Raw genomic sequence first — 19,734 nt, 5'->3', positions numbered from 1 at the left:
GACTCGCTACGAGCGAATGGCTAATTCTTACTCGACGGGAATCCCACCCGCTATATGATACGACCTAGGCTCGGCCGCACAAGCACCCGTTAGTTTAAGTAGGTTTCTTCACAAATTTTTTAGTATTTCAGTTAATACAGGAATGCTGCCCCGTTTCAAGATAAGAAAAGGATATGTTAAAGTTCTTGGTTGATTTTGATTAATCATAATCGTTTATGGTATCAAACACCGCATTCTAAGGTGAAAAACTAAAGCATTATCCCCTTTTGTTCAAAAAGAAGGGATTTTTACTATCACTGAATTAAGATATTCCCTACATATTGGGCAGTACCTCTTGAACTTGTGAATACAACTTCTAAAACATCCCCCCCTTTGTTATTGGGGATTTGAAATTCCCTATTTTCATGCAATTCGAGTTCAATTCGTTGTTCATCTTTAAGTAGGGCAACTGTTATTTTTGGGTCTGTCCAAATATCTCCACCATTTCTTACGTTCTCTTGAAAATCTAAGGAAACTTTTTCGTTAGCAGTAACCTTCATTTTTTCTTGTGATAATCCGAATTCTTGAATATCATCTATTTTTTGATCTACATCTCCACTTGATGAACTCCAACTGACATTTCCTTCTGCTAATTGCACAGATGTAGCAAGGTCTTCTGAATATAAATGAGCAGTTGGAACACCAACATCATAATCTTCTCCTATACATCCTGTTAATATAAAAATTAAAAACATTCCTATAAATAATCTAAAAAAGCCTTTCATTTCATACCCCCTATTTTTCACCCTTTCTAATTTCAATCCAATTATACATCAATAATCCATATTATCCCATTTTCGCTGTTTATCATTTTTTTACTTAATCAACTCCCTCAGTATGATAGCTATAGCTCTCGAATGCTCACTTATTCGCAGGATTTCATAACCCTTGAAAATATATTAACGGTTAAAAGCAATGAGCTCAGATCATTTTGGTTCGCGGAGGCATAGTTAAATAAAGGAGTCTTACCAAAACTCCATATTCTACCATATAATGCACATTTTCTCCACGCCGCCCCTGGAGGCTTTCCCTCCCATGTCTCAACGGGTCATAAAATATGCCCTCTCATTCCTTCGTCATGCCTATCCAAGGGGTGGAGGCCAGTTTTGCTAACCTAATGGGTCGGTGCCCTTTTGTTGATTAAATCTGGTACTCCGTGCATCTTTGAAATCCTACGAATAAGAAAACATTCGATAAAAGAAAGCTGAAAATCAACCGTTCAACCATTCTTAGTTGGTTCCCTTCGAGAACCTGTGAAGCTTGATTTATTCAATAAAACTACGCTGCCAGAGTTGTTAAAGGTTGTAATTTTTCTGGAGAATAGGTTTCATTTCTTTTGGCTATTCCCACAAAGAGCCGTGCTAGCTTTCCGCATAATTTCATAATAGACTTCATTTTCTTTATTTTTTTTACCTTAACATTATTGGCGTGCAACGCTTTAAACTCAGGGTTATTCATGACAAGACTCATCGTCGCTAGGTATAAGAAACGCCTAAGTCTGGATCTCCCACGTTTAGAAATGACAATTTGTCCTTTCCATTTACCAGAGCTCGCCTCGGAAAGATGTAACCCTGCATGACGAAGGAGGGAATTACCATGGGCGAATCCACTTAAATCTCCAGCTTCCCCTAAAATTCCAGCTAAAGAGATTTCACTGATCCCTTTAATAGCCAGCAGCTTCTTTGCGAAAGGAATTTGTTGAAGCACGTTAGTGACTTCTTGTTCCACTCTTTCGAGTTGCGTTGTAGCTAGATCATACTCTTCTAGTAGTTGTTCTAAATGTAGCTTGTAAGCATCAAGTGCTTGGTGCGTTCCGATAGAACGTTTAGCTAAATCTTTAAGTAGATAAGCTTTTTTCAACCCAGGCTGACGCTTCATTACCGATTTCCATTTGCCTACAATGTCTTGAGGTTGCATCGATTGTAACTCGATTGGTGTAGGAAATAATCGTAGAGTTGCGATTGCCCCTTTGCCTTTCACATCTTTAAACACTTGTCGTAGCTCAGGAAAGACTACATCTACCCAACGATTTAATTGGTTGATAGAACTAACGAGACGTTTAACGATTACATCACGGTTGGACATAAGGACTCGAAGTTTTTCGAAAGACTCTGGAGATGAACGAACAAAGGCATAGTATCCATTCTTCACCATATCCGCAATCACGAGAGCGTCTTTTTTATCACTTTTGGACTGAGTGTTATCTCGATTTTCTTTATTTCTTTTTACAAGGTGAGGATTGACTGTTACGACATCAATCTTTTCGTTAGATAACCATTTCGATATATTAATCCAGTAATGACCTGTAGGTTCCATACCGACAATCGTTGTGTCTAAGCTGTTTTTAGCTTTTAGTTTATTAATCCATTCTAGAAACCTGTTAAAGCCTTCTTCGTTATTTTCGAAAGTAAGAGGATCACCTACCACGATTCCTCGATAATTTACAGCTCGAGCAACGTGAAATTGTTGGGCAATATCCACGCCAACAACGAGATGTCGATCAGAAATTCTCTCTATTAGTTGATTTTGTTTATCTTGCATTTTAAACTTCATATTAGGGTTCCTCCTAAGGTTTTGAGTTAGAGTGGTGTCTTACTCATATCTTACTGAGGAGCCCTATTTTTTTCAAAGCTGAAAAATAACGCTCTACAGGAATGCTAACCTGCCCCGTTAGTGCCATAAGAAAAAGGCTGCCGCAGCAACCCCTGTTATTGAAGTAAAGCACCCTATAGTTTAAGTACATTTTTTCACAAATAAGAAATACAAGCTGATTTTGTTGATTAAGCAATCATTAAATACAGCCACCGTATATAAACACACGTTTTCTTTCGTGATAAAAACAAGAGGAGCTAATAAAACTCTTCGAAGGTTTATTTTTTTTCTTGAAAAGCTAAGTTTATAGCTAAGGCACCTAAAACAGATGCCATGAACCAGCGTTGAATTTTAACCAAAAAAGGTCTTTTTCCAACCCAAACCGCAACCTGCCCAGCAAATAAAACAATTAGTAAATTTACAGCAAAGCTAACAAAAATTTGCACCGTTCCTAATTGAGCAGTTTGAACAAGCAGTGAACCACTATTAGGATCCATAAATTGAGGTAAAAGTGAAACATACAAGACCGCAATTTTTGGATTTAACAAATTTGTCATAAGGCCCATAACATATAGTTTTTTTGGTGACTCTACAGCTAAATGCTTTGGCTCCAGGATTGAACTTGCTCCTGGTTTTATTGCATTCCATGCTAACCACAACAAGTAGATAACACCTAACCATTTAATGATGTCATACATTACTGGAACTAATTCGAACAAGAAGGATAAGCCCAACATTGTAGCTATGATATAAATCATAAAACCAGTAATTACACCTAAAAGAGAAATTATCCCGTCCCTTTTACCTTGCGAAATTGTCCTAGATATTAAATAAATCATATTAGGACCAGGTGAACAGACCATCCCTAAAGATACTAGAGCAAAAGCGCCTAGTGTTCCTAATTCAATCATTAAATCGCCCCCTTTTCAATCATCACTATACACGTTAAATAACGTAAGTTTCTACTAATGTACGGTCTCCTCTAAGGCACTTGATGAGGGAATTTCATCTTTATATTCCATAAAAGTCTTAATTATTAAATCCTGAATTAATGGTGCATCTGAAACTTCTGCAAAATATAATACCCCTCTCTCTTTTGTAATAATTATACATTATAAGTTATTTTATACATTATTATTTTACTGTTCTTATTGAACTATCCTGCCCCAATAGTGCCATAAGAAAAAGGCTGCCTCAGCAACCTTTCTAATTGAAGTAAAGCACCCGTTAGTTCGAAAAGCGATTCTTATTAAAGAATCGCGCCCTATTACGAAAGATTAATATATATATATATATATATATATAAGTATTAAGTAAATATAACTTACTTTGTTAAATTAATCTTTATATCATTACCAACTTCAAGCAAGCAGTCTTGGCGGTCTTTAACCAGAGCAAAAATCATTACATATTCGTCATCTTCACCTGCTCCTTCAGCCTTACTAAAAATGGGCTCAACTTTTTCACCAGCTGATTTTAAAAATACACCAGATTTTTCATACTCAACACTATAACCGTGCTCTTTATCATGTTTCCTTGCATTAAGGAGTTTATGTTCCAGTTTGCTTAATACTTTGTATTTCATCCCACTCTCATTTGTTAGGAGTTTCGTGTCAGATCCAGTAACAACAATTCTTGTTTCTAATGGTGAAAACTCTACCCTTTTAATCTAGTATGTTTTATTTTCTAAATTGAATTCCTTATTTATTTTTACTGTTTCTCTTTCTAGGATTGCCGTTTGATCAAGCTAAACCGAGTGGCCATATTTTTTTTACTTTACGAGTCTCGTGGTCATCATATATTGTTAAATTTTTTTATTTCCAAACGAATATCTGTCCTTCATATTCTTTTATTGATTCAAACTGCAACTTTAGCTATGAATCATATCTTTAAAATTGCAAAGGACCGATTTTTGCTTCTACATGCTTTACAATTTCTGCTGTATGAACCAGTTCCGCAGCTGTACGCATGTCTTTGTATAAAATTCTGTCCTGCTCAAGGCGAGGCACATATTTTCTAAACAAATCGCAGGCTGCAGTCGTTCCTGTTCCAGGCTGTAATGGCTGAAGGAATTCGATCCCCTGGCAGCTGCACATCCATTCGATCCCAATCACTTTTTCAGTATTGGCGATTACTTTCAGTGCCTTTAAAGCTGCAGATGTCCCCATGCTTACATGATCTTCCTGTCCCCCGGTTGTCGGAATGGAATCCACAGACGAAGGATGTGAATAAACCTTATTGTTAGAAACCAATGACGCCGCGACATATTGCGGAATCATATAGCCCGAGTTAAGCCCACTTTGCTCGATCAAATACGGAGGCAGCTCGCTATACTGAGGCGAGACGAGTCTAAAAATCCTTCGTTCAGAAATAGTGGCCAATTCAGATAGAGAGATTGCCAGAAAGTCCATGGCTAAGGCTATCGCTTCCCCATGACAATTGGAAGAGGATATCGCTCTTGCACCCTCTTGATCATCAAACACCAACGGATTATCTGAGGCTGAATTCATTTCTCTCTCCACAATCGTCCTAACGTAATCAACAGCGTCCTTACATGCTCCATGCACTTGTGGAATGGACCTAATACTAAGAGCATCTTGTGTGCGGTAATCTTTAAATTTTTCCGTGATCTCACTGTTTTCTATCAGCTTATGAATATTATCAGTTGTCTTTTTTTGTCCAGGATGACGTTTTACTTTACTAATTTTGGGATCAAAGGCATAGTATGTTCCTTTCAGCGCCTCAAAACTGATTATCGACACAATGTCTGCCGCCTTAAGAACATTAATGGCATCATAAACGGCCAGAGCGCCAATTGCAGTCATATCTACCGTGCCATTAATCAAAGAAAGCCCTTCCTTTTCATGCAGTTCGATTGGCTTGATTCCGGCCTTCTTCAAAGCCGTCTCGCCATCTGTTAGTACGCCCTGATTATAGGCCTCACCCATCCCCAAAAGGACCAAACTGATATGTGCCTGATGATTTAAGTAACCTAGGGAACCTTCTCGAGGGACGAATGGTATGACATCTTTATTCACCATCTCTGCTAATCTCTCTACCGTTTCAAGTCTTACTCCAGAATAACCAAAGGATAAATTTTTGATCATCATCACCATAATTGCCCTTACTATTTCCTTCTCCAACGGATCGCCCATACCGCAAGCATGACTCATAATTATATTTTTTTGCAATTCTCTCGAATCAGAGGCTGAAATTTTTATTTTTGAATTCTCTCCTACTCCGGTCGTAATTCCGTATATGACTCGCTCCTCCTCGACAAAACGCTCGACTATATCCCTTCCTTGGATAATCCTTTTCTTTACACTCATAGACAGCTCCAAAGGGGCATGATGCCTTGCTACTGAAATCAAACCCCCAATACTAAAATCATCTTCAGTTATTATTACTTTTTCTTGTGTTTTCATAATAAACTCATCTCCTATATTGTGCAGTTTGACAAAACATTAACTTTTATGATGTTTAAGCCATTGAATTAGTAAAATTTCGCAACGAGACCTCTCTTTCGATAAATGGAAAGGTCTCCTTTTTTCATGTCAATTAATCTTCTTATGGTTCAAGGGGTTTAAGTTTGAATTTGAATTACTTGCTTCATTAAAAGGATTACTTGCCTCGCTTAAAGAGAGTGACTTTGTCTCCGGTGCCCAGGCAATCGAAATGATAGTACCAATTAACAGAATAGCCGTCATTCCAATCATCGAGGCATCCAACCCTATAGTGTTCATACTAAGGGGCAGGAGGAATGTCCCGATAGCAGAACCAATTCGGCTGAATGCTGTCACAAAACCAACCCCAGATGCGCGAATTTCGGTAGGGAAAAGTTCGGCCGGATATGTTAGCGTAAGATTTGAATTTGCTGATAATATAAAAGTAAAAGCCAGAAAAATCGGAATTACTAAAAGTTTAGGTTCGTGAAAAATGCTAAGCATAAGCAAGCAGACGGTCAGGATTGCAAACGTACTAATCGTGAAACCTCTGCGAGAAAATTTCTCCATAAGCCAAAGACCAGCAATCGAACCCAAGATTAGGAATATGTTTAACCACAAGTCTACAGTGAAGTTTTCTGCTAAACCCATACTATTTAAGATAGACGGTAGGAATGTGTAGATGGCAAAGTACGGAATGACAATACAGACATAAAATAGACTTCCAAAAGCTGTTCGCTTCCGAAATTTTTTGTTAAAAAGAGCCCGAAAGCCATTTTTATATTGAGTCTCAATAACAGTTTCGTCGATTTCCGCATTAGGTCCGATATACTTCTTTACGATATGGCGTGCTTCATCAATACGTCCCATGCTGATGAGCCATTGTGGGGATTCAGGTGTTCCGATTCGCAGTAGCAGCACAATGAATGCAGGGATTGCAGCACTAGCAAGCATCCAACGCCATGATTCCGGACCAGCTTGACCTAAATAATATCCGACAATGGTTGCAGAGACGTAACCTACCGTCCAGAGCACATTTAGAGAAGCCAGTAAGAATCCCCTATACTTTCTAGGCGCGAACTCGGCAAGTAAAGTCGATCCGACTGCATAATCGCCTCCGAGAGCAAAACCTATCAGTAAACGCAAAATTAACAACTCTACGGGCCCATCCACAAATAGTTGCAGCAACGAAGCTATAGTGACCAATAAGAAGTTAAGCAGGTATATTTTCTGTCTGCCTATGCGGTCAGATAGCCCTCCAAGTACTAGACTACCGAAAAAGAGCCCGATCAAAGCAGAACTTCCAATTAGTCCTACCCACATAGAATTGAGTTCCATTTGTGGGCTAAGGAGAGTAAGAGCAACTCCAATAATCCCAAGAGCATACCCATCAGAGAAATTTGAGCCAAAAGTAAGCGCTGTAATTTTCATATGGAACTTGTTAAGTGGAGCGTCATCCATCTTAAATTTTTGTTCGGGCATAAGCGTCTTTCCCCTTTTCAATTATTTGATTTTTGGGACACTTTCTACTTCTCTAGTTTAGAGAAGGAAAGCGATTGAAAACAGACGTCTATTTTTTGAATTTTTCTAATTTTTTTCGAAATTAAAATGCAATATAAAACGCTTACATTTGAAAACTATAATTATTTTAGATTTCTATACTTTTTTACGATTTCTAAATGAACGAGGGGTTGTACCGGTTTTTTCCTTAAAAATTTTGCTAAAGTAATTTGCATTTATAAATCCTGTTTTATCTGCTACATCTTGAATCGAGAGTTTTGTATCTATCAATAGACGCTGCGCTTCGTTTATCCGTATCTTTGTTAATAGCTGTCGGAACGAGCTTCCTTGTTTTTTTGTAAAGAGCGAGCTAAAATACGCTGGACTTCTGTTTACTTGGTTAGCAACGTCCTCAAGCCTTAGCTCAGGGTTAGTAAAATGCTCCTCAATGTACCGGATGGCCTGCTCAATCACATTTGTACGAGCGTTTTCTTGATTGTTATTTGCCCGATCAAGAACTTCATATAAGAACAGCAATAACTCCTGGACGATCCGATATAGAATCGGATTGTATAGGATGGATTCAAATACTTGATGATAACGTCTCTCAAGCATCCCTTCGTCAAGGTAAAATGACTTCATAAAGCGGCGGACTTGGGCTAATAAGCTTGTTAACCGGGTTCGCAATAAACCTGGCTCGGGATAGGGATCTTCCTTATTCAAAAATTCTTTATACATCCACTGCTTAATTTTGTCCCTGTCACCTTCGTTCAGCATGTCAATCCATTCGCGCTGTTCAGACGGGGTTAAAAACGGATCGATCATAACCCAGTTCACCTTATCCTCAATGACCGAAAGCTGCCGATACCCTTTGAAAAAACGAATTTCTAGCGCTTGCTTCGCATGAAGATATTTTTCATTTAACGAAAGCAACGGGTCATTAGTATCATATAAAACTAGTGACATGGGCTCCGAAAACTGCTCTTCCCATTCGGTTAGAATCCGATTGCCTATGTGCTTTAATTGTTTGAGTGGCTGTGGCTGCTGGTTATCGAATGAAAAAACAGAAACAATCATGTCGCTTAGCGGCAATACAACCGGTCGATTCTTAAATGGATATTCTTGTAAAAAAGATAGCAATATAGGTTGTTTCTTCGAATTTTCCAACTGCATCAGCATTAATCGGAAATTGGCGCCTAACGTTTCTTGATGCACGAATAGAGAACTGTAAGATACGGCAGGCATCTCAATTTGGGCCGATGGCTCTTGTTTCTCCTCAGTTTGGGAAACGGCCTTGCAGCACTGGGTTAATACTCGTTTGATATGGTCAGGCGACTGAGGTTTTACCCATAGATCATAGGCATGAAGCTCAATGCCTTGAAGCGCACGTTCAAATGTGGCTTCAGCCGTCATGACGATGACCTTTTGTATGTACCGTTTGGTCAGCTCCTTAAAGCTGTCCCACGTATCCTTTGGAATCATATCGAGTTCAATGCAAACAACATCTGGTACTTCGGCCTCTATTAGATGAAATACATCAGATACTGAGCCTGCTAATAAAATGTGATCAAATGGAATCGAAAACGAAGAAACTAGCCAGCCAATCCCTGTTCGTTCATTTTGATCGCGATCAGCAATTAACAATTTGACCATACAGGTACTCCCTTATGATAGATTTTTTCTTATTAATTATCTCCGAACCAAGCTTATTTTCATCACTACAGTGTCTATCCGATTAAGGATTCTGGTGCAAAAACTGATTATGAAGCAATTTCAAACATCTTATGTATGAATTTTACATCTTTTTTGACAGATTTCACATGCTGGTGAAGTTGTCCTTTTTTCATCGTATGCATCGCTTTAATACCACTCAATATAGAAGTGGGTGTTCCATACGACTTGAATCCTAACATTAACGCACACGCTTCTTAATGAAACGATGATCTAGTTCAAAGTTCAACTATATGTTAATATACCGTATTTGACTGATTTTGACGCCTTCAGGTATCATCTTGTCCTCTTTTAACTACTCAACTAAACTCCCTCAATAAAAATAGCAAAACCACTCGATATCTCCGTTTTTCTTAGATTTTCATAGTAGTTTACCTGCCGGTAATCACTTAATGTTGGGTGAAAATCACTTGAATGGATAAAATTAGACCTTTTAAAAAAAAGAATTATAGCCCACTAACCAACAACTTACCAAATTGGTGAATGAGTTAAATTATGATCACACTGGTGGATGTCCACATTTCTCATGGAGGTCAACCCTCCCATGCCTCCCAGAGTCTTCGCTCTCAAATTCCTTCGTCCAACCTTTCCTTGAGGTGGATGTCAGCCATGCTGTCCCACAGGGTCCTTGCCCGTAATTTAGTTGCTTTGCCGACTAATCCGTGCTTCAAATGATACCCAAATATACATAACCAAGAAAACTCGCCTCTACTATTTTATCTAATCTAAAACTGAATCAAGCTGCTAGTTCCACCTTCTTTGATACTCGCATATGAGGAATATCCTTTAACATCTTTTCTTCATTAAATTCAAATTGCTTTTTACCCATGCTAAAGAAAATACGGATCAGTTTATTACATAAAGCAATAAGGGACTGCATCTTCTTTAATGGATTATCTGGACGTTGAGTATAGTAGGCATGTAATGCCTTAAATGCTGAATTTCTGGCGACCAGAATCATACAAACCCTGAACAACATGGCTCGCAGCTTTTTCCGTCCCCTCTTAGTGATGGTTGTTTTCCCCTTATGCTTACCAGAGATATTTTCTTTTAAGCTTAAGCCGGCCAGCTTAATAATTTGTCGGGGATGAGTATATTCCTTAAGGTCACCAACTTCTGCAAAGAAGCCGGCAATAGTGTCTCTACCAACACCTTTTATCGCTAACATTTGTGGCACACCTGGTATTTCATCAAGTAAACAATCTATTTTTGTATCCAATTCTTCGAATTTTAAGTGGATTAATTCATATTTAGCCAGAAACGTTTTCAGCTCCAGTTTTGCCATTTCGGAGCCTTGTCGAAGTCAGATGGACTAACTGGCTGCTTGCTTTAACTTACGAATTTTGCTTAGACCTACACTTCGGGTCACGGTTTTTCTTAAGTGGGCTAACAGTTCGTGTTCAGTGAAATTTACTATTTCATGTGGTAAAGCATAGGGCTTTAGGAATTGTAATGCTGCTTTTCCCTACCACTTCTTAAATACCGTTAGAAATTCTGGAAAGTACCGATCAATCCAGTTATGGACCTGGCCTTGGACCGTCTGAAAATCCTCTGTTAAAAGATCACGAATTTTCTTCGCCACCCGTAGTTCGGCATAAACTCCTTGTGGTATCGTAGGTTCGGCGTATCTTCCATCTTTGACCAACTGTGCAATGACTTTAGCCTCTTTCACATCTTTTTTAATAGGAGAATTATCATCAAGCTCCTTGCTTTTCTTGACGTGCAAAGGGTTTACAGCTACAAACTTAATTTCATTTTCTTTTAACATATGAGCTAGGTTCAACCAATAATGCCCTGTCGGTTCCATCCCAACTATCACATGCAAGTATTTCTGACATTGCCAATGGTCGTATTCGCCGTCCGTTAGTTCCTTAGCGCTTTTCTAACTTTCTTTGCAAAAACTAATGGATCATCAACAGCCTCGATATTAACGTAAATCAAATTCGGATTATCAAATAGCCACTCATTGTGTATGGATGAAACTATTATTCCTTGTTTAAGAATCAAAGTAACAAAATTCTTGACTTCTTTTTGCAAGAGTGCAACCCTACCTAGGCACAATGCTCGTCCAGTCTGATTATCTCTTGATTCAAATGAGAAAGAAGAGGTTACTCTAAAACGTTTTCCTAAAATTTTTGCTTTTATTTCATTTCGGTTTATGGTTGTTACACATTTTCCACCCGCAAAACCTTCTTGTCCGCCGATAATTCTAGCAAACTTTTGACAAATTAATTCATCATTAGATGCCATCTATTCATCCCCTCCCTAATATTAATAGGATATGAATCAATGAATAGATCCGAAACGGATATGAATCTATTTTGAAATGAAAATTATTTTTATATCTTGTTCAAACTATACTGCTCCTGTTAGCTCCATAAGAAAAGAGCTGATCGTCAAAGCTCACTAATGAACCATTTATTAGAGGTGGAACAATTATTATTCAAGCATCAATATCCTCTGTAATGAAAAACAAGCTTAATAAAAATCTCTCTAAAACTTAATCGATAATACAAGCCTTGCCTATAAAAAAACAAGGCCTTATTGGCCCTGCATTTTATTCGACTATTACTTTCCCAACCATTCCTTTCTCGAAATGGTACCGACATATCAGTTCATATGTACCGGGCTGTTTCGGATTCACGGTAATGCTTTTTTCTTTACCTGGCTGGAGCTCAACGTCAATTCCGAGCTTTTCCAGTGTGAAGGTGTGCTCTTTACTGCCTTTGTTTTTCAATATCAACGTTGTGGCTGTTCCATTCGGAATAGTGATGACTTTCGGATTAAAGAAATCATCTTTCAACTCGACCTCAATCGATTTCCCCGTCTCCATAGGCTGATTTACAACACCGGATTCGGCAAATACGCCGAGTGAGCCTAGTGTTGCCACAACTACAACCATTGCAAGCACAACGCCCAATCCTGTTACCCACTTTTTCATAGACATTCGCAATCCCTCCTTTCCTCTATTTTTTTCTAATTCATTAAATATTATTACTATAAATTTGGTTGCGTGCTTTCAAATAGTAACTTTTTTATCTGAAACAGTGAAAAGAGGAAGATCGACTCTAATATTCTGGAGTCTATTCTTATGCAACTAAACTGCCAGTTTATCCATAAATCGAGTAGGAGGAGGCGCCTAGCCTCCGACCTCTCACACCACCGTACGTACCGTTCGGTATACGGCGGTTCAGTTTAAGTCTGACGTAGTTTTGTATATCGTTCATATAGATTTACTAACCCATGATGGAGCCAATAAACATTATTAAGGGTTTTGTCTAGAATAGGACTATGCGCTATGCGCCAATAACCCTTTCTGCTATTTCCCCATTCATATGCTTTTCCAAATGGGACGCCTAATCCTTTGAGTTTCCTCACCCTCGTTCTTGGTAATTTCCATTGCTTCCATAGGCACATTCTGAGTCTTCTTCGAATCCATGAATCTAAATTCTTCAATACGTTCGGAGTATCAATGAGGGCGAAATACCCCATCCAACCTCTAAGGTATTGCTTTAACTTATTTATTCGGAGTTCCATGGGTATCGGTAATTTTCTCGAGGTCATTTCCCTGATTCGTTTCTTTACCCTCTTCACCGTTTGTTTAGCCAGTAGAACCTTCGGGTTCTTCTTTGACTTCGTGAAACTAAAACCGAGAAACGTTCTGTTCCAAGGGCGATCATACTTCGACTTCTCGTAGTTGACCTTTAGCTTCAGTTTATTTTCAATGAAGCTTGAGATATTTCCCATTGCACGTTTGGCGGCTTTTCGTGTCTTCACAAAGATAGTACTGTCATCCGCATACCTTACGAATCGAAGATTGCGTTTCTCTAGTTCTTTATCTAAATCGTCTAACATGATATTAGATAATAAAGGACTTAACGGACCTCCTTGCGGAGTTCCCTCCTCACTTTTATGAAAAAGTCCGCCTATCATAATGCCTGCTTGAAGGAATTTACGAATCAGTTTAAGAACTCGTTTATCTTCAATTTTCCGCTCTAACATTCCCATGAGCTTGTCATGATTCACTTTATTGAAGAACTTCTCCAAATCCATATCCACTACCCATGTATAACCTTCGGTTATATAGGACTTTGCCTTTCGAACCGCCTGGTGCCCTTGTTTGTTAGGGCGAAATCCATAGCTATTCTCCGAAAAGGTTGAGTCATATATCTTGGTCAATATTTGGGCAATGGCTTGTTGAATGAAACGGTCTAGAACGGTTGGAATACCCAAAAGCCGAACTCCGCCGTTTGGTTTCGGGATTTCGATACGACGGACGGGCTTCGGTTGATAGGTACCCTGTAAAAGGGCAGTTTTCATGTTGTACCATTCGGTTACGAGGTGCGGTCTCAGGTTTTGGACCCGCATTCCATCTACACCATGGCTTCCCTTATTTCTTTCTACACGCTTCAATGCCTGTATTAAGTTTTCCCTCTCTAGTATCTGTTCCATTAACATCGTTGATATCCTTTCTACGTGGATAAATGGTCTATTTGTGCCTTTATCTGCTCCACCCTTTTGAAGTTCCCCGTGTATTCACCACTTCTTCCTTCAAATAAGTTCCGTTAGGAATTGTTTGCTTCTTCACAGATAACGAACGCCTAGTATTCATCCTCCTTAATCTGTTCGGTCCTTCCTTGTCTTCTCGAGTAGACAAGTACTATGACCTCTGCTGACTTCTGATGATTCAGCTGTCCATCACTGGAAAGGTTACCAAGTGTACTTGGCTGTCATCAGACCTCCCCGGGTAAGAGTGCAATCTTTCCCTCCATCTATCTGCTTCATTTACTCTGTACCACCTTCGGCAGTAAGGACTTTGTTTTGTTTCGCAAACTCATCCAATGATACCTAGCCTTATATGAAGTTCGTGTTCCTCAGACCGGAGGTTTGCCGCTTGCTTCCTTCAGATTCCACGTCACCGTGGACACCCTTGCATTAAGCTAACCACTACTACTGCCTTCATGATTCGGGACTTCCACCCTATAGATTGCACCCATGCCGGGCGCACGAAAATGAGCTGCCAAGGCAGCTCCCTTATTTGAAGTAAAGCACTTGTTATCTGAATAAGTAGTTACCTTTTATTTCTCGTTTAATTTCTCTACCCACTCTATAAACCAATCTTGAGGTAACTTAACAATATTTTTAGTATGTGGGTCCATTTCAAGATTTACTTGAGAAAAGGCTTTCCCATTAGAATAAGCTTGAACGATCAGTTTACCGGCTACAACGATATTGGCATATTCATGGCTGTGACCGGCAAAAATGACATCGACCTCATCATCGATTTTTGGATCCCTCTCCACTATAGCTCCACTGGAATTTGCTCCTGACTGATCTGATTTAGCTGAATCATGTGCCAGTACAACAATTACTTTGATCCCTTTTTCCTTTAAAAGCTTAACGGTTGGTTAATAGCTGTAACTTCATCCGTAATTTCTACTTCCTTTCGATTTTCAGGCGCCACATACAGGTTAGTCTCTTTTGTGACGACACCGATAAAGCCAATATTTACTCCGTCAATTTGTTTAATAACATACGGTGGTAACAAGGGAGTACCCGATTTTGTATCGATTATATTTGCAAACTGTAAGAAGTATTGGCACCTTGAAAATAACCTGTTTTTTTATTGAATCCTCCATAAATAAGACGTTTCATTTCATTTAAGCCTTGGTCTAATTCATGATTTCCAGGTGTCCCGACATCAAAGTGCAGGAGATTTAAAAATTCAATCGTGGGTTCGTCTTTAAATCGAGAAGAGATTGGAGGACTTCCTCCTACCATATCACCAGAATGAACAAGTAGTGTATTTGGGTTTTCTTTTATATATTTTTTTAAATAGGCAGCCAGGTATTCAGCACCCCCTGCCATGGTTCCTGAAACCATTTGATATTTGTTTAGTTGGCCGTGAAAATCATTAACGCCTAACAATTGAACTTGAATGCTGCGGTTGGATGTGGAATGTTTGGATGATAATGCTGTGATTTTATAAGTTACGAGAATGATGATAAATACCAAGATGAACAAAGAAGTTATGGCCTGAAATTTTGACAACTTCCGATCCCTCCCTCTAGATGTAAATTAAGAATAACTCTGGAATTTTATATTCGTATAAAGGGACCATGATTTTTTGTTATATTTTAGATAATAATTATTAAATTAACCCAGCACATGCATATCCTTTTAAAAATATTCATACTGCTTAACATTTAGAAATCTGTTAAGATTTTGACTAGATTATTTAAAAAGGCTCAATTTATCTTCCATTAATCCGATAGTAAAAAAATGCAGCTGCTAATTACAGTTAGTATTGAAATCTGCTCCGTTGTAAAAGAAGTTCAACAAAAGAAGTGTTAATCCTTTTTGGATCAACACTCCCATTAGTGCAGCAACATTTAATTGTTATTTTTTTAGGTTTGCCTTCATTAAAGAGGAAATTTTTTGCTCATCTGTATTTTGGATTTCTTCCAGCTGATTAATAATCAGCTCTTGTCGATGTAAGGAATGGTTTTGACTTAATTTCGCTTTCCCCTCTATCTTGTTGATTTTTATTTTAAAGCCTTGAATTCCTTTGTTCATCCCAGCGAGAAAGTCAGCGTCTAAATCTTGCAATTTGTATGAACTATCAGGGGCTTCATACTTCAATACCATGTCCTGCAAGGAATCCGTTAACTCCTGTTCATCCTCAATAAGTTCGGCTTCGCCGTATACATGAACAGTCACATAATTCCATGTTGGTACTGCTTGATTGGTCTCATACCAAGAGGAGGAGATATAACAGTGAGGACCATGAAAAACTGCTAAGACTGTTTGATTTTCAATATCTTTCCATTGATGGTTCGGACGAGCAAAATGACCATACAAATAGTTTTTCTCCTTATTCAACAGCAGTGGTAAATGTGTAGCAAAAGGCAAGCCTTCATGCATTGAACACAATGTCGCAAAACCATTCTCCTGTATTACATCGTAGGCTACTGCTAATTCTTTTATTTCAAATTGCTTAGGGATATACATAAAAAATCTCCTTTCCACCTGATATAAACTTTTAAACAGACAATTGATTCGTAAAAATTATTAAACACAATCATAGCAACTTTTACTAAATGTCTATCCTCGAGAACCTCATCTATTATTATCCTACCTCACTCTACTTCATTTAAAAAAATACCCCTTAATTATGACCTTTCAAAAAAAGTTATAGTAGTATTTTGGTCATTATAAAGTCCATTTGTTCTTCATCACCCATATAAAAAGAGTGGGCTCCAGTTTGAACAAAGCCCAGTTTCTTGTAAAAGGCAATAGCATTTTCATTTTTCTCCCATACGCCTAGCCAAATTTTCTTTTTGTTATGTTCCATCGCAATTTCCATTGCTTTATTTTGCAGACATTTACCAATCCCAAGTTTTTGAAATTTGTCCTTTATATAAATCCTCTCAATTTCAAGTGATTCATCACCCATTTCTTCAGACTGAGCATCATTGGTATTGATCTTTAAATATCCAGCGACTTCATTATTAAAATAAACAAAAAAGAATTGTGAAGAAGTATTTGATAATTCTTTTTCTAATTGTTTGAAGTTAAATGCCCTTTCCAAATAGGCATTCATATTTTCGGGTGTGTTCTGATGCTTAAATGTCTCATTAAACGTTTCATAACTAATTTCTTGAAGTTTGCGTGAATCTTCAAGGGTACACTTTTTTATATGAATGGTCATATATGTCGCTCCTTTATATAATCAATAATTTCTCTTGTTTCCCTTTTTTACAAATTCCCAGTCTTTTTCTACATTTTTTCTTGCTCTTTGAAGAAGGTTGAAAATGGTTTCTACTTCTCTTTCGGAAAATCCCTCTAATGCAACGCTATTGGAATAATCATTTTCTCTTTTAATAAAAGGATAAACATTTTTCCCTTTCTCTGTTGGAAAGAGTTTTTTAATTTTTTTGTTATGTTTATCTTCTTTCTTTTCAATAAAGCCATTAATTTCAAGTTTTTTTATAGAACGAGATGCTGTTGTTCGATCTACTTTTATTATCTCAGCTAACTTTTCTTGAATGATTCCTGGGTTTTCACATATTCGGACAATGTACAAATACTGCCCTTTTGTAAGGTCATATTCTTTAAATTCAATATTACTTATAGAATCTAATGCCCTTGCTATCATTCCAATTTCACGAAGAATTTCCTTCATAATTAACTCCTTAGTACGTATTTTCGTTGCAAATGCAATAAAAACGATATATATTAAACTTAACTTAAATTCGTTGCATTTGCAACAAAAAAATAATGATAAAGGGGGCGAGTAAATTGAAATATGTTTTTTATGTATTAGGAATTTTAATATTAACCCTTGGTATTTCTTTCACTATACAATCAGACATTGGAACTTCACCTTTTGATGCACTTTTAGTAGGACTGTCGATAAATGTGGGGCTTACTGTCGGAAGCTGGGAAATAATAATAGCTTTAATATTGATAGGTTGTAATTCATTTTTAAAAAGACAAAGACCAGAAGTTTTGGGGTTGTTAACAGCATTTATAACGGGTATAGGTATTGATATGTGGCTTTTTTTATTGCACAATTTGATAAGACCTGAACTATGGTACAGCAAAGTTGTTTGTTTTGGAATCGGCTTAGTTGTTATAGGATTAGGAACTGCAACATATTTACACACAAATTTTGCACCGATTCCAGTTGATCGTTTAACATTGATCATACAAGAATTAACTAGCACAAATATATTTTTTTCGAGAACATTCATTTACCTCGTATTCTTGATGATGGCAATAATTTCCAATGGACCAATTGGCATTGGAACCTTATTAACCGTTTGTTTAGGGGGGCTCATACTTAATTACTTTATGCCAATTACTAAAAAGGTATTAGACCGGATATTATCACACTCTAGTACATCACCAAATTATGCTAAAGATAAAAACCATTCAATATAGAATTCTTTTTATTTTTCTTGTTCAACTATCCTGCCCCGATAGTTGCATAATCGAGTAGGAGGAGGCGCCTAGCCTCCGACCTCTCACACCACCGTACGTACCGTTCGGTATACGGCGGTTCAGTTTAAGTCTGACGTAGTTTTGTATATCGTTCATATAGATTTACTAACCCATGATGGAGCCAATAAACATTATTAAGGGTTTTGTCTAGAATAGGACTATGCGCTATGCGCCAATAACCCTTTCTGCTATTTCCCCATTCATATGCTTTTCCAAATGGGACGCCTAATCCTTTGAGTTTCCTCACCCTCGTTCTTGGTAATTTCCATTGCTTCCATAGGCACATTCTGAGTCTTCTTCGAATCCATGAATCTAAATTCTTCAATACGTTCGGAGTATCAATGAGGGCGAAATACCCCATCCAACCTCTAAGGTATTGCTTTAACTTATTTATTCGGAGTTCCATGGGTATCGGTAATTTTCTCGAGGTCATTTCCCTGATTCGTTTCTTTACCCTCTTCACCGTTTGTTTAGCCAGTAGAACCTTCGGGTTCTTCTTTGACTTCGTGAAACTAAAACCGAGAAACGTTCTGTTCCAAGGGCGATCATACTTCGACTTCTCGTAGTTGACCTTTAGCTTCAGTTTATTTTCAATGAAGCTTGAGATATTTCCCATTGCACGTTTGGCGGCTTTTCGTGTCTTCACAAAGATAGTACTGTCATCCGCATACCTTACGAATCGAAGATTGCGTTTCTCTAGTTCTTTATCTAAATCGTCTAACATGATATTAGATAATAAAGGACTTAACGGACCTCCTTGCGGAGTTCCCTCCTCACTTTTATGAAAAAGTCCGCCTATCATAATGCCTGCTTGAAGGAATTTACGAATCAGTTTAAGAACTCGTTTATCTTCAATTTTCCGCTCTAACATTCCCATGAGCTTGTCATGATTCACTTTATCGAAGAACTTCTCCAAATCCATATCCACTACCCATGTATAACCTTCGGTTATATAGGACTTTGCCTTTCGAACCGCCTGGTGCCCTTGTTTGTTAGGGCGAAATCCATAGCTATTCTCCGAAAAGGTTGAGTCATATATCTTGGTCAATATTTGGGCAATGGCTTGTTGAATGAAACGGTCTAGAACGGTTGGAATACCCAAAAGCCGAACTCCGCCGTTTGGTTTCGGGATTTCGATACGACGGACGGGCTTCGGTTGATAGGTACCCTGTAAAAGGGCAGTTTTCATGTTGTACCATTCGGTTACAAGGTGCGGTCTCAGGTTTTGGACCCGCATTCCATCTACACCATGGCTTCCCTTATTTCTTTCTACACGCTTCAATGCCTGTATTAAGTTTTCCCTCTCTAGTATCTGTTCCATTAACATCGTTGATATCCTTTCTACGTGGATAAATGGTCTATTTGTGCCTTTATCTGCTCCACCCTTTTGAAGTTCCCCGTGTATTCACCACTTCTTCCTTCA

Annotated in this window: 18 protein-coding genes and 2 pseudogenes; 1 reads left to right on the top strand and 19 read right to left on the bottom strand. The window is 38.1% G+C overall.

Going from position 1 to position 19,734, the window contains the following annotated elements:
- Positions 1-293: 293 nt before the first annotated feature.
- The 18 genes and pseudogenes from UP17_RS03270 to UP17_RS03195 all read right to left on the bottom strand — a co-directional run bounded on the left by UP17_RS03270 (position 294) and on the right by UP17_RS03195 (position 17,490).
- Positions 294-764: a hypothetical protein gene (locus tag UP17_RS03270; RefSeq protein ID WP_061461637.1), complete on the bottom strand. Its 471-nt coding sequence runs from the start codon at positions 762-764 to the stop codon at positions 294-296.
- Between the two features lie 553 nt (positions 765-1,317).
- Positions 1,318-2,592: an IS110 family RNA-guided transposase gene (locus UP17_RS03265; RefSeq protein WP_061461636.1), complete on the bottom strand. Its 1,275-nt coding sequence runs from the start codon at positions 2,590-2,592 to the stop codon at positions 1,318-1,320.
- 317 nt (positions 2,593-2,909) lie between these two features.
- Positions 2,910-3,542 (bottom strand): LysE family translocator, encoded by a 633-nt coding sequence (locus UP17_RS03260; RefSeq protein ID WP_061461635.1) that lies wholly within the window; start codon positions 3,540-3,542, stop codon positions 2,910-2,912.
- 413 nt (positions 3,543-3,955) lie between these two features.
- Positions 3,956-4,216 carry a hypothetical protein gene (locus tag UP17_RS03255; RefSeq protein ID WP_061461634.1) on the bottom strand — a complete coding sequence of 87 codons (261 nt, stop codon included), beginning with the start codon at positions 4,214-4,216 and terminating at the stop codon, positions 3,956-3,958.
- Between the two features lie 304 nt (positions 4,217-4,520).
- A complete protein-coding gene (hutH, locus tag UP17_RS03250) occupies positions 4,521-6,056 on the bottom strand; it encodes a histidine ammonia-lyase (protein WP_061461633.1) in 1,536 nt (511 codons plus the stop codon).
- Positions 6,057-6,185: 129 nt separating this feature from the next.
- Positions 6,186-7,556: an MFS transporter gene (locus UP17_RS03245; RefSeq protein ID WP_061461632.1), complete on the bottom strand. Its 1,371-nt coding sequence runs from the start codon at positions 7,554-7,556 to the stop codon at positions 6,186-6,188.
- 174 nt (positions 7,557-7,730) lie between these two features.
- Positions 7,731-9,227 carry a helix-turn-helix domain-containing protein gene (locus tag UP17_RS03240; protein ID WP_061461631.1) on the bottom strand — a complete coding sequence of 499 codons (1,497 nt, stop codon included), beginning with the start codon at positions 9,225-9,227 and terminating at the stop codon, positions 7,731-7,733.
- A 107-nt stretch (positions 9,228-9,334) separates the two neighbouring features.
- Positions 9,335-9,600: pseudogene (locus tag UP17_RS28575) on the bottom strand (IS6 family transposase); the annotation flags it as partial.
- A gap of 441 nt (positions 9,601-10,041) precedes the next feature.
- Positions 10,042-11,139 (bottom strand): annotated as a pseudogene (locus UP17_RS03235) (IS110 family transposase); the annotation flags it as partial.
- A 29-nt stretch (positions 11,140-11,168) separates the two neighbouring features.
- Positions 11,169-11,555 carry a DUF1259 domain-containing protein gene (locus tag UP17_RS03230; RefSeq protein ID WP_061461630.1) on the bottom strand — a complete coding sequence of 129 codons (387 nt, stop codon included), beginning with the start codon at positions 11,553-11,555 and terminating at the stop codon, positions 11,169-11,171.
- 307 nt (positions 11,556-11,862) lie between these two features.
- Positions 11,863-12,252, bottom strand: a complete 390-nt coding sequence (locus UP17_RS03225; RefSeq protein ID WP_061461629.1) for a cupredoxin domain-containing protein — start codon at positions 12,250-12,252, stop codon at positions 11,863-11,865.
- A gap of 248 nt (positions 12,253-12,500) precedes the next feature.
- Positions 12,501-13,763, bottom strand: coding sequence for a group II intron reverse transcriptase/maturase (gene ltrA, locus UP17_RS03220; protein WP_061461628.1), 1,263 nt, complete (start codon positions 13,761-13,763; stop codon positions 12,501-12,503).
- 620 nt (positions 13,764-14,383) lie between these two features.
- Entirely contained in the window at positions 14,384-14,608 is a 225-nt protein-coding gene (locus UP17_RS03215) for a hypothetical protein (protein ID WP_061461627.1), read from the bottom strand.
- Positions 14,609-14,694: 86 nt separating this feature from the next.
- Positions 14,695-14,853 carry a hypothetical protein gene (locus UP17_RS27275; protein ID WP_155727198.1) on the bottom strand — a complete coding sequence of 53 codons (159 nt, stop codon included), beginning with the start codon at positions 14,851-14,853 and terminating at the stop codon, positions 14,695-14,697.
- 23 nt (positions 14,854-14,876) lie between these two features.
- A complete protein-coding gene (locus UP17_RS03210) occupies positions 14,877-15,356 on the bottom strand; it encodes a metallophosphoesterase (protein WP_061461626.1) in 480 nt (159 codons plus the stop codon).
- A 348-nt stretch (positions 15,357-15,704) separates the two neighbouring features.
- Positions 15,705-16,316 (bottom strand): FMN-binding negative transcriptional regulator, encoded by a 612-nt coding sequence (locus UP17_RS03205; RefSeq protein ID WP_061461625.1) that lies wholly within the window; start codon positions 16,314-16,316, stop codon positions 15,705-15,707.
- A 181-nt stretch (positions 16,317-16,497) separates the two neighbouring features.
- Positions 16,498-17,016, bottom strand: a complete 519-nt coding sequence (locus UP17_RS03200) for a spermidine/spermine N(1)-acetyltransferase (RefSeq protein WP_061461624.1) — start codon at positions 17,014-17,016, stop codon at positions 16,498-16,500.
- A gap of 21 nt (positions 17,017-17,037) precedes the next feature.
- Entirely contained in the window at positions 17,038-17,490 is a 453-nt protein-coding gene (locus UP17_RS03195; RefSeq protein ID WP_061461623.1) for a MarR family winged helix-turn-helix transcriptional regulator, read from the bottom strand.
- Between the two features lie 116 nt (positions 17,491-17,606).
- On the opposite strand from UP17_RS03195, the gene UP17_RS03190 reads away from it, so the two are divergent.
- Entirely contained in the window at positions 17,607-18,251 is a 645-nt protein-coding gene (locus UP17_RS03190) for a YczE/YyaS/YitT family protein (protein WP_061461622.1), read from the top strand.
- A 124-nt stretch (positions 18,252-18,375) separates the two neighbouring features.
- Here UP17_RS03190 and ltrA (UP17_RS03185) read toward each other — a convergent pair whose 3' ends face one another.
- Positions 18,376-19,638 (bottom strand): group II intron reverse transcriptase/maturase, encoded by a 1,263-nt coding sequence (gene ltrA / locus UP17_RS03185; RefSeq protein WP_061461592.1) that lies wholly within the window; start codon positions 19,636-19,638, stop codon positions 18,376-18,378.
- Positions 19,639-19,734: the final 96 nt, after the last annotated feature.

The sequence above is a fragment of the Peribacillus simplex genome, from assembly GCF_001578185.1.
In the GTDB taxonomy this organism is placed as follows: Bacteria; Bacillota; Bacilli; order Bacillales; family DSM-1321; genus Peribacillus; species Peribacillus simplex_A.
Note: the sequence above shows the minus strand (reverse complement) of the source record. Positions and strands in the feature narration are given on the sequence as shown.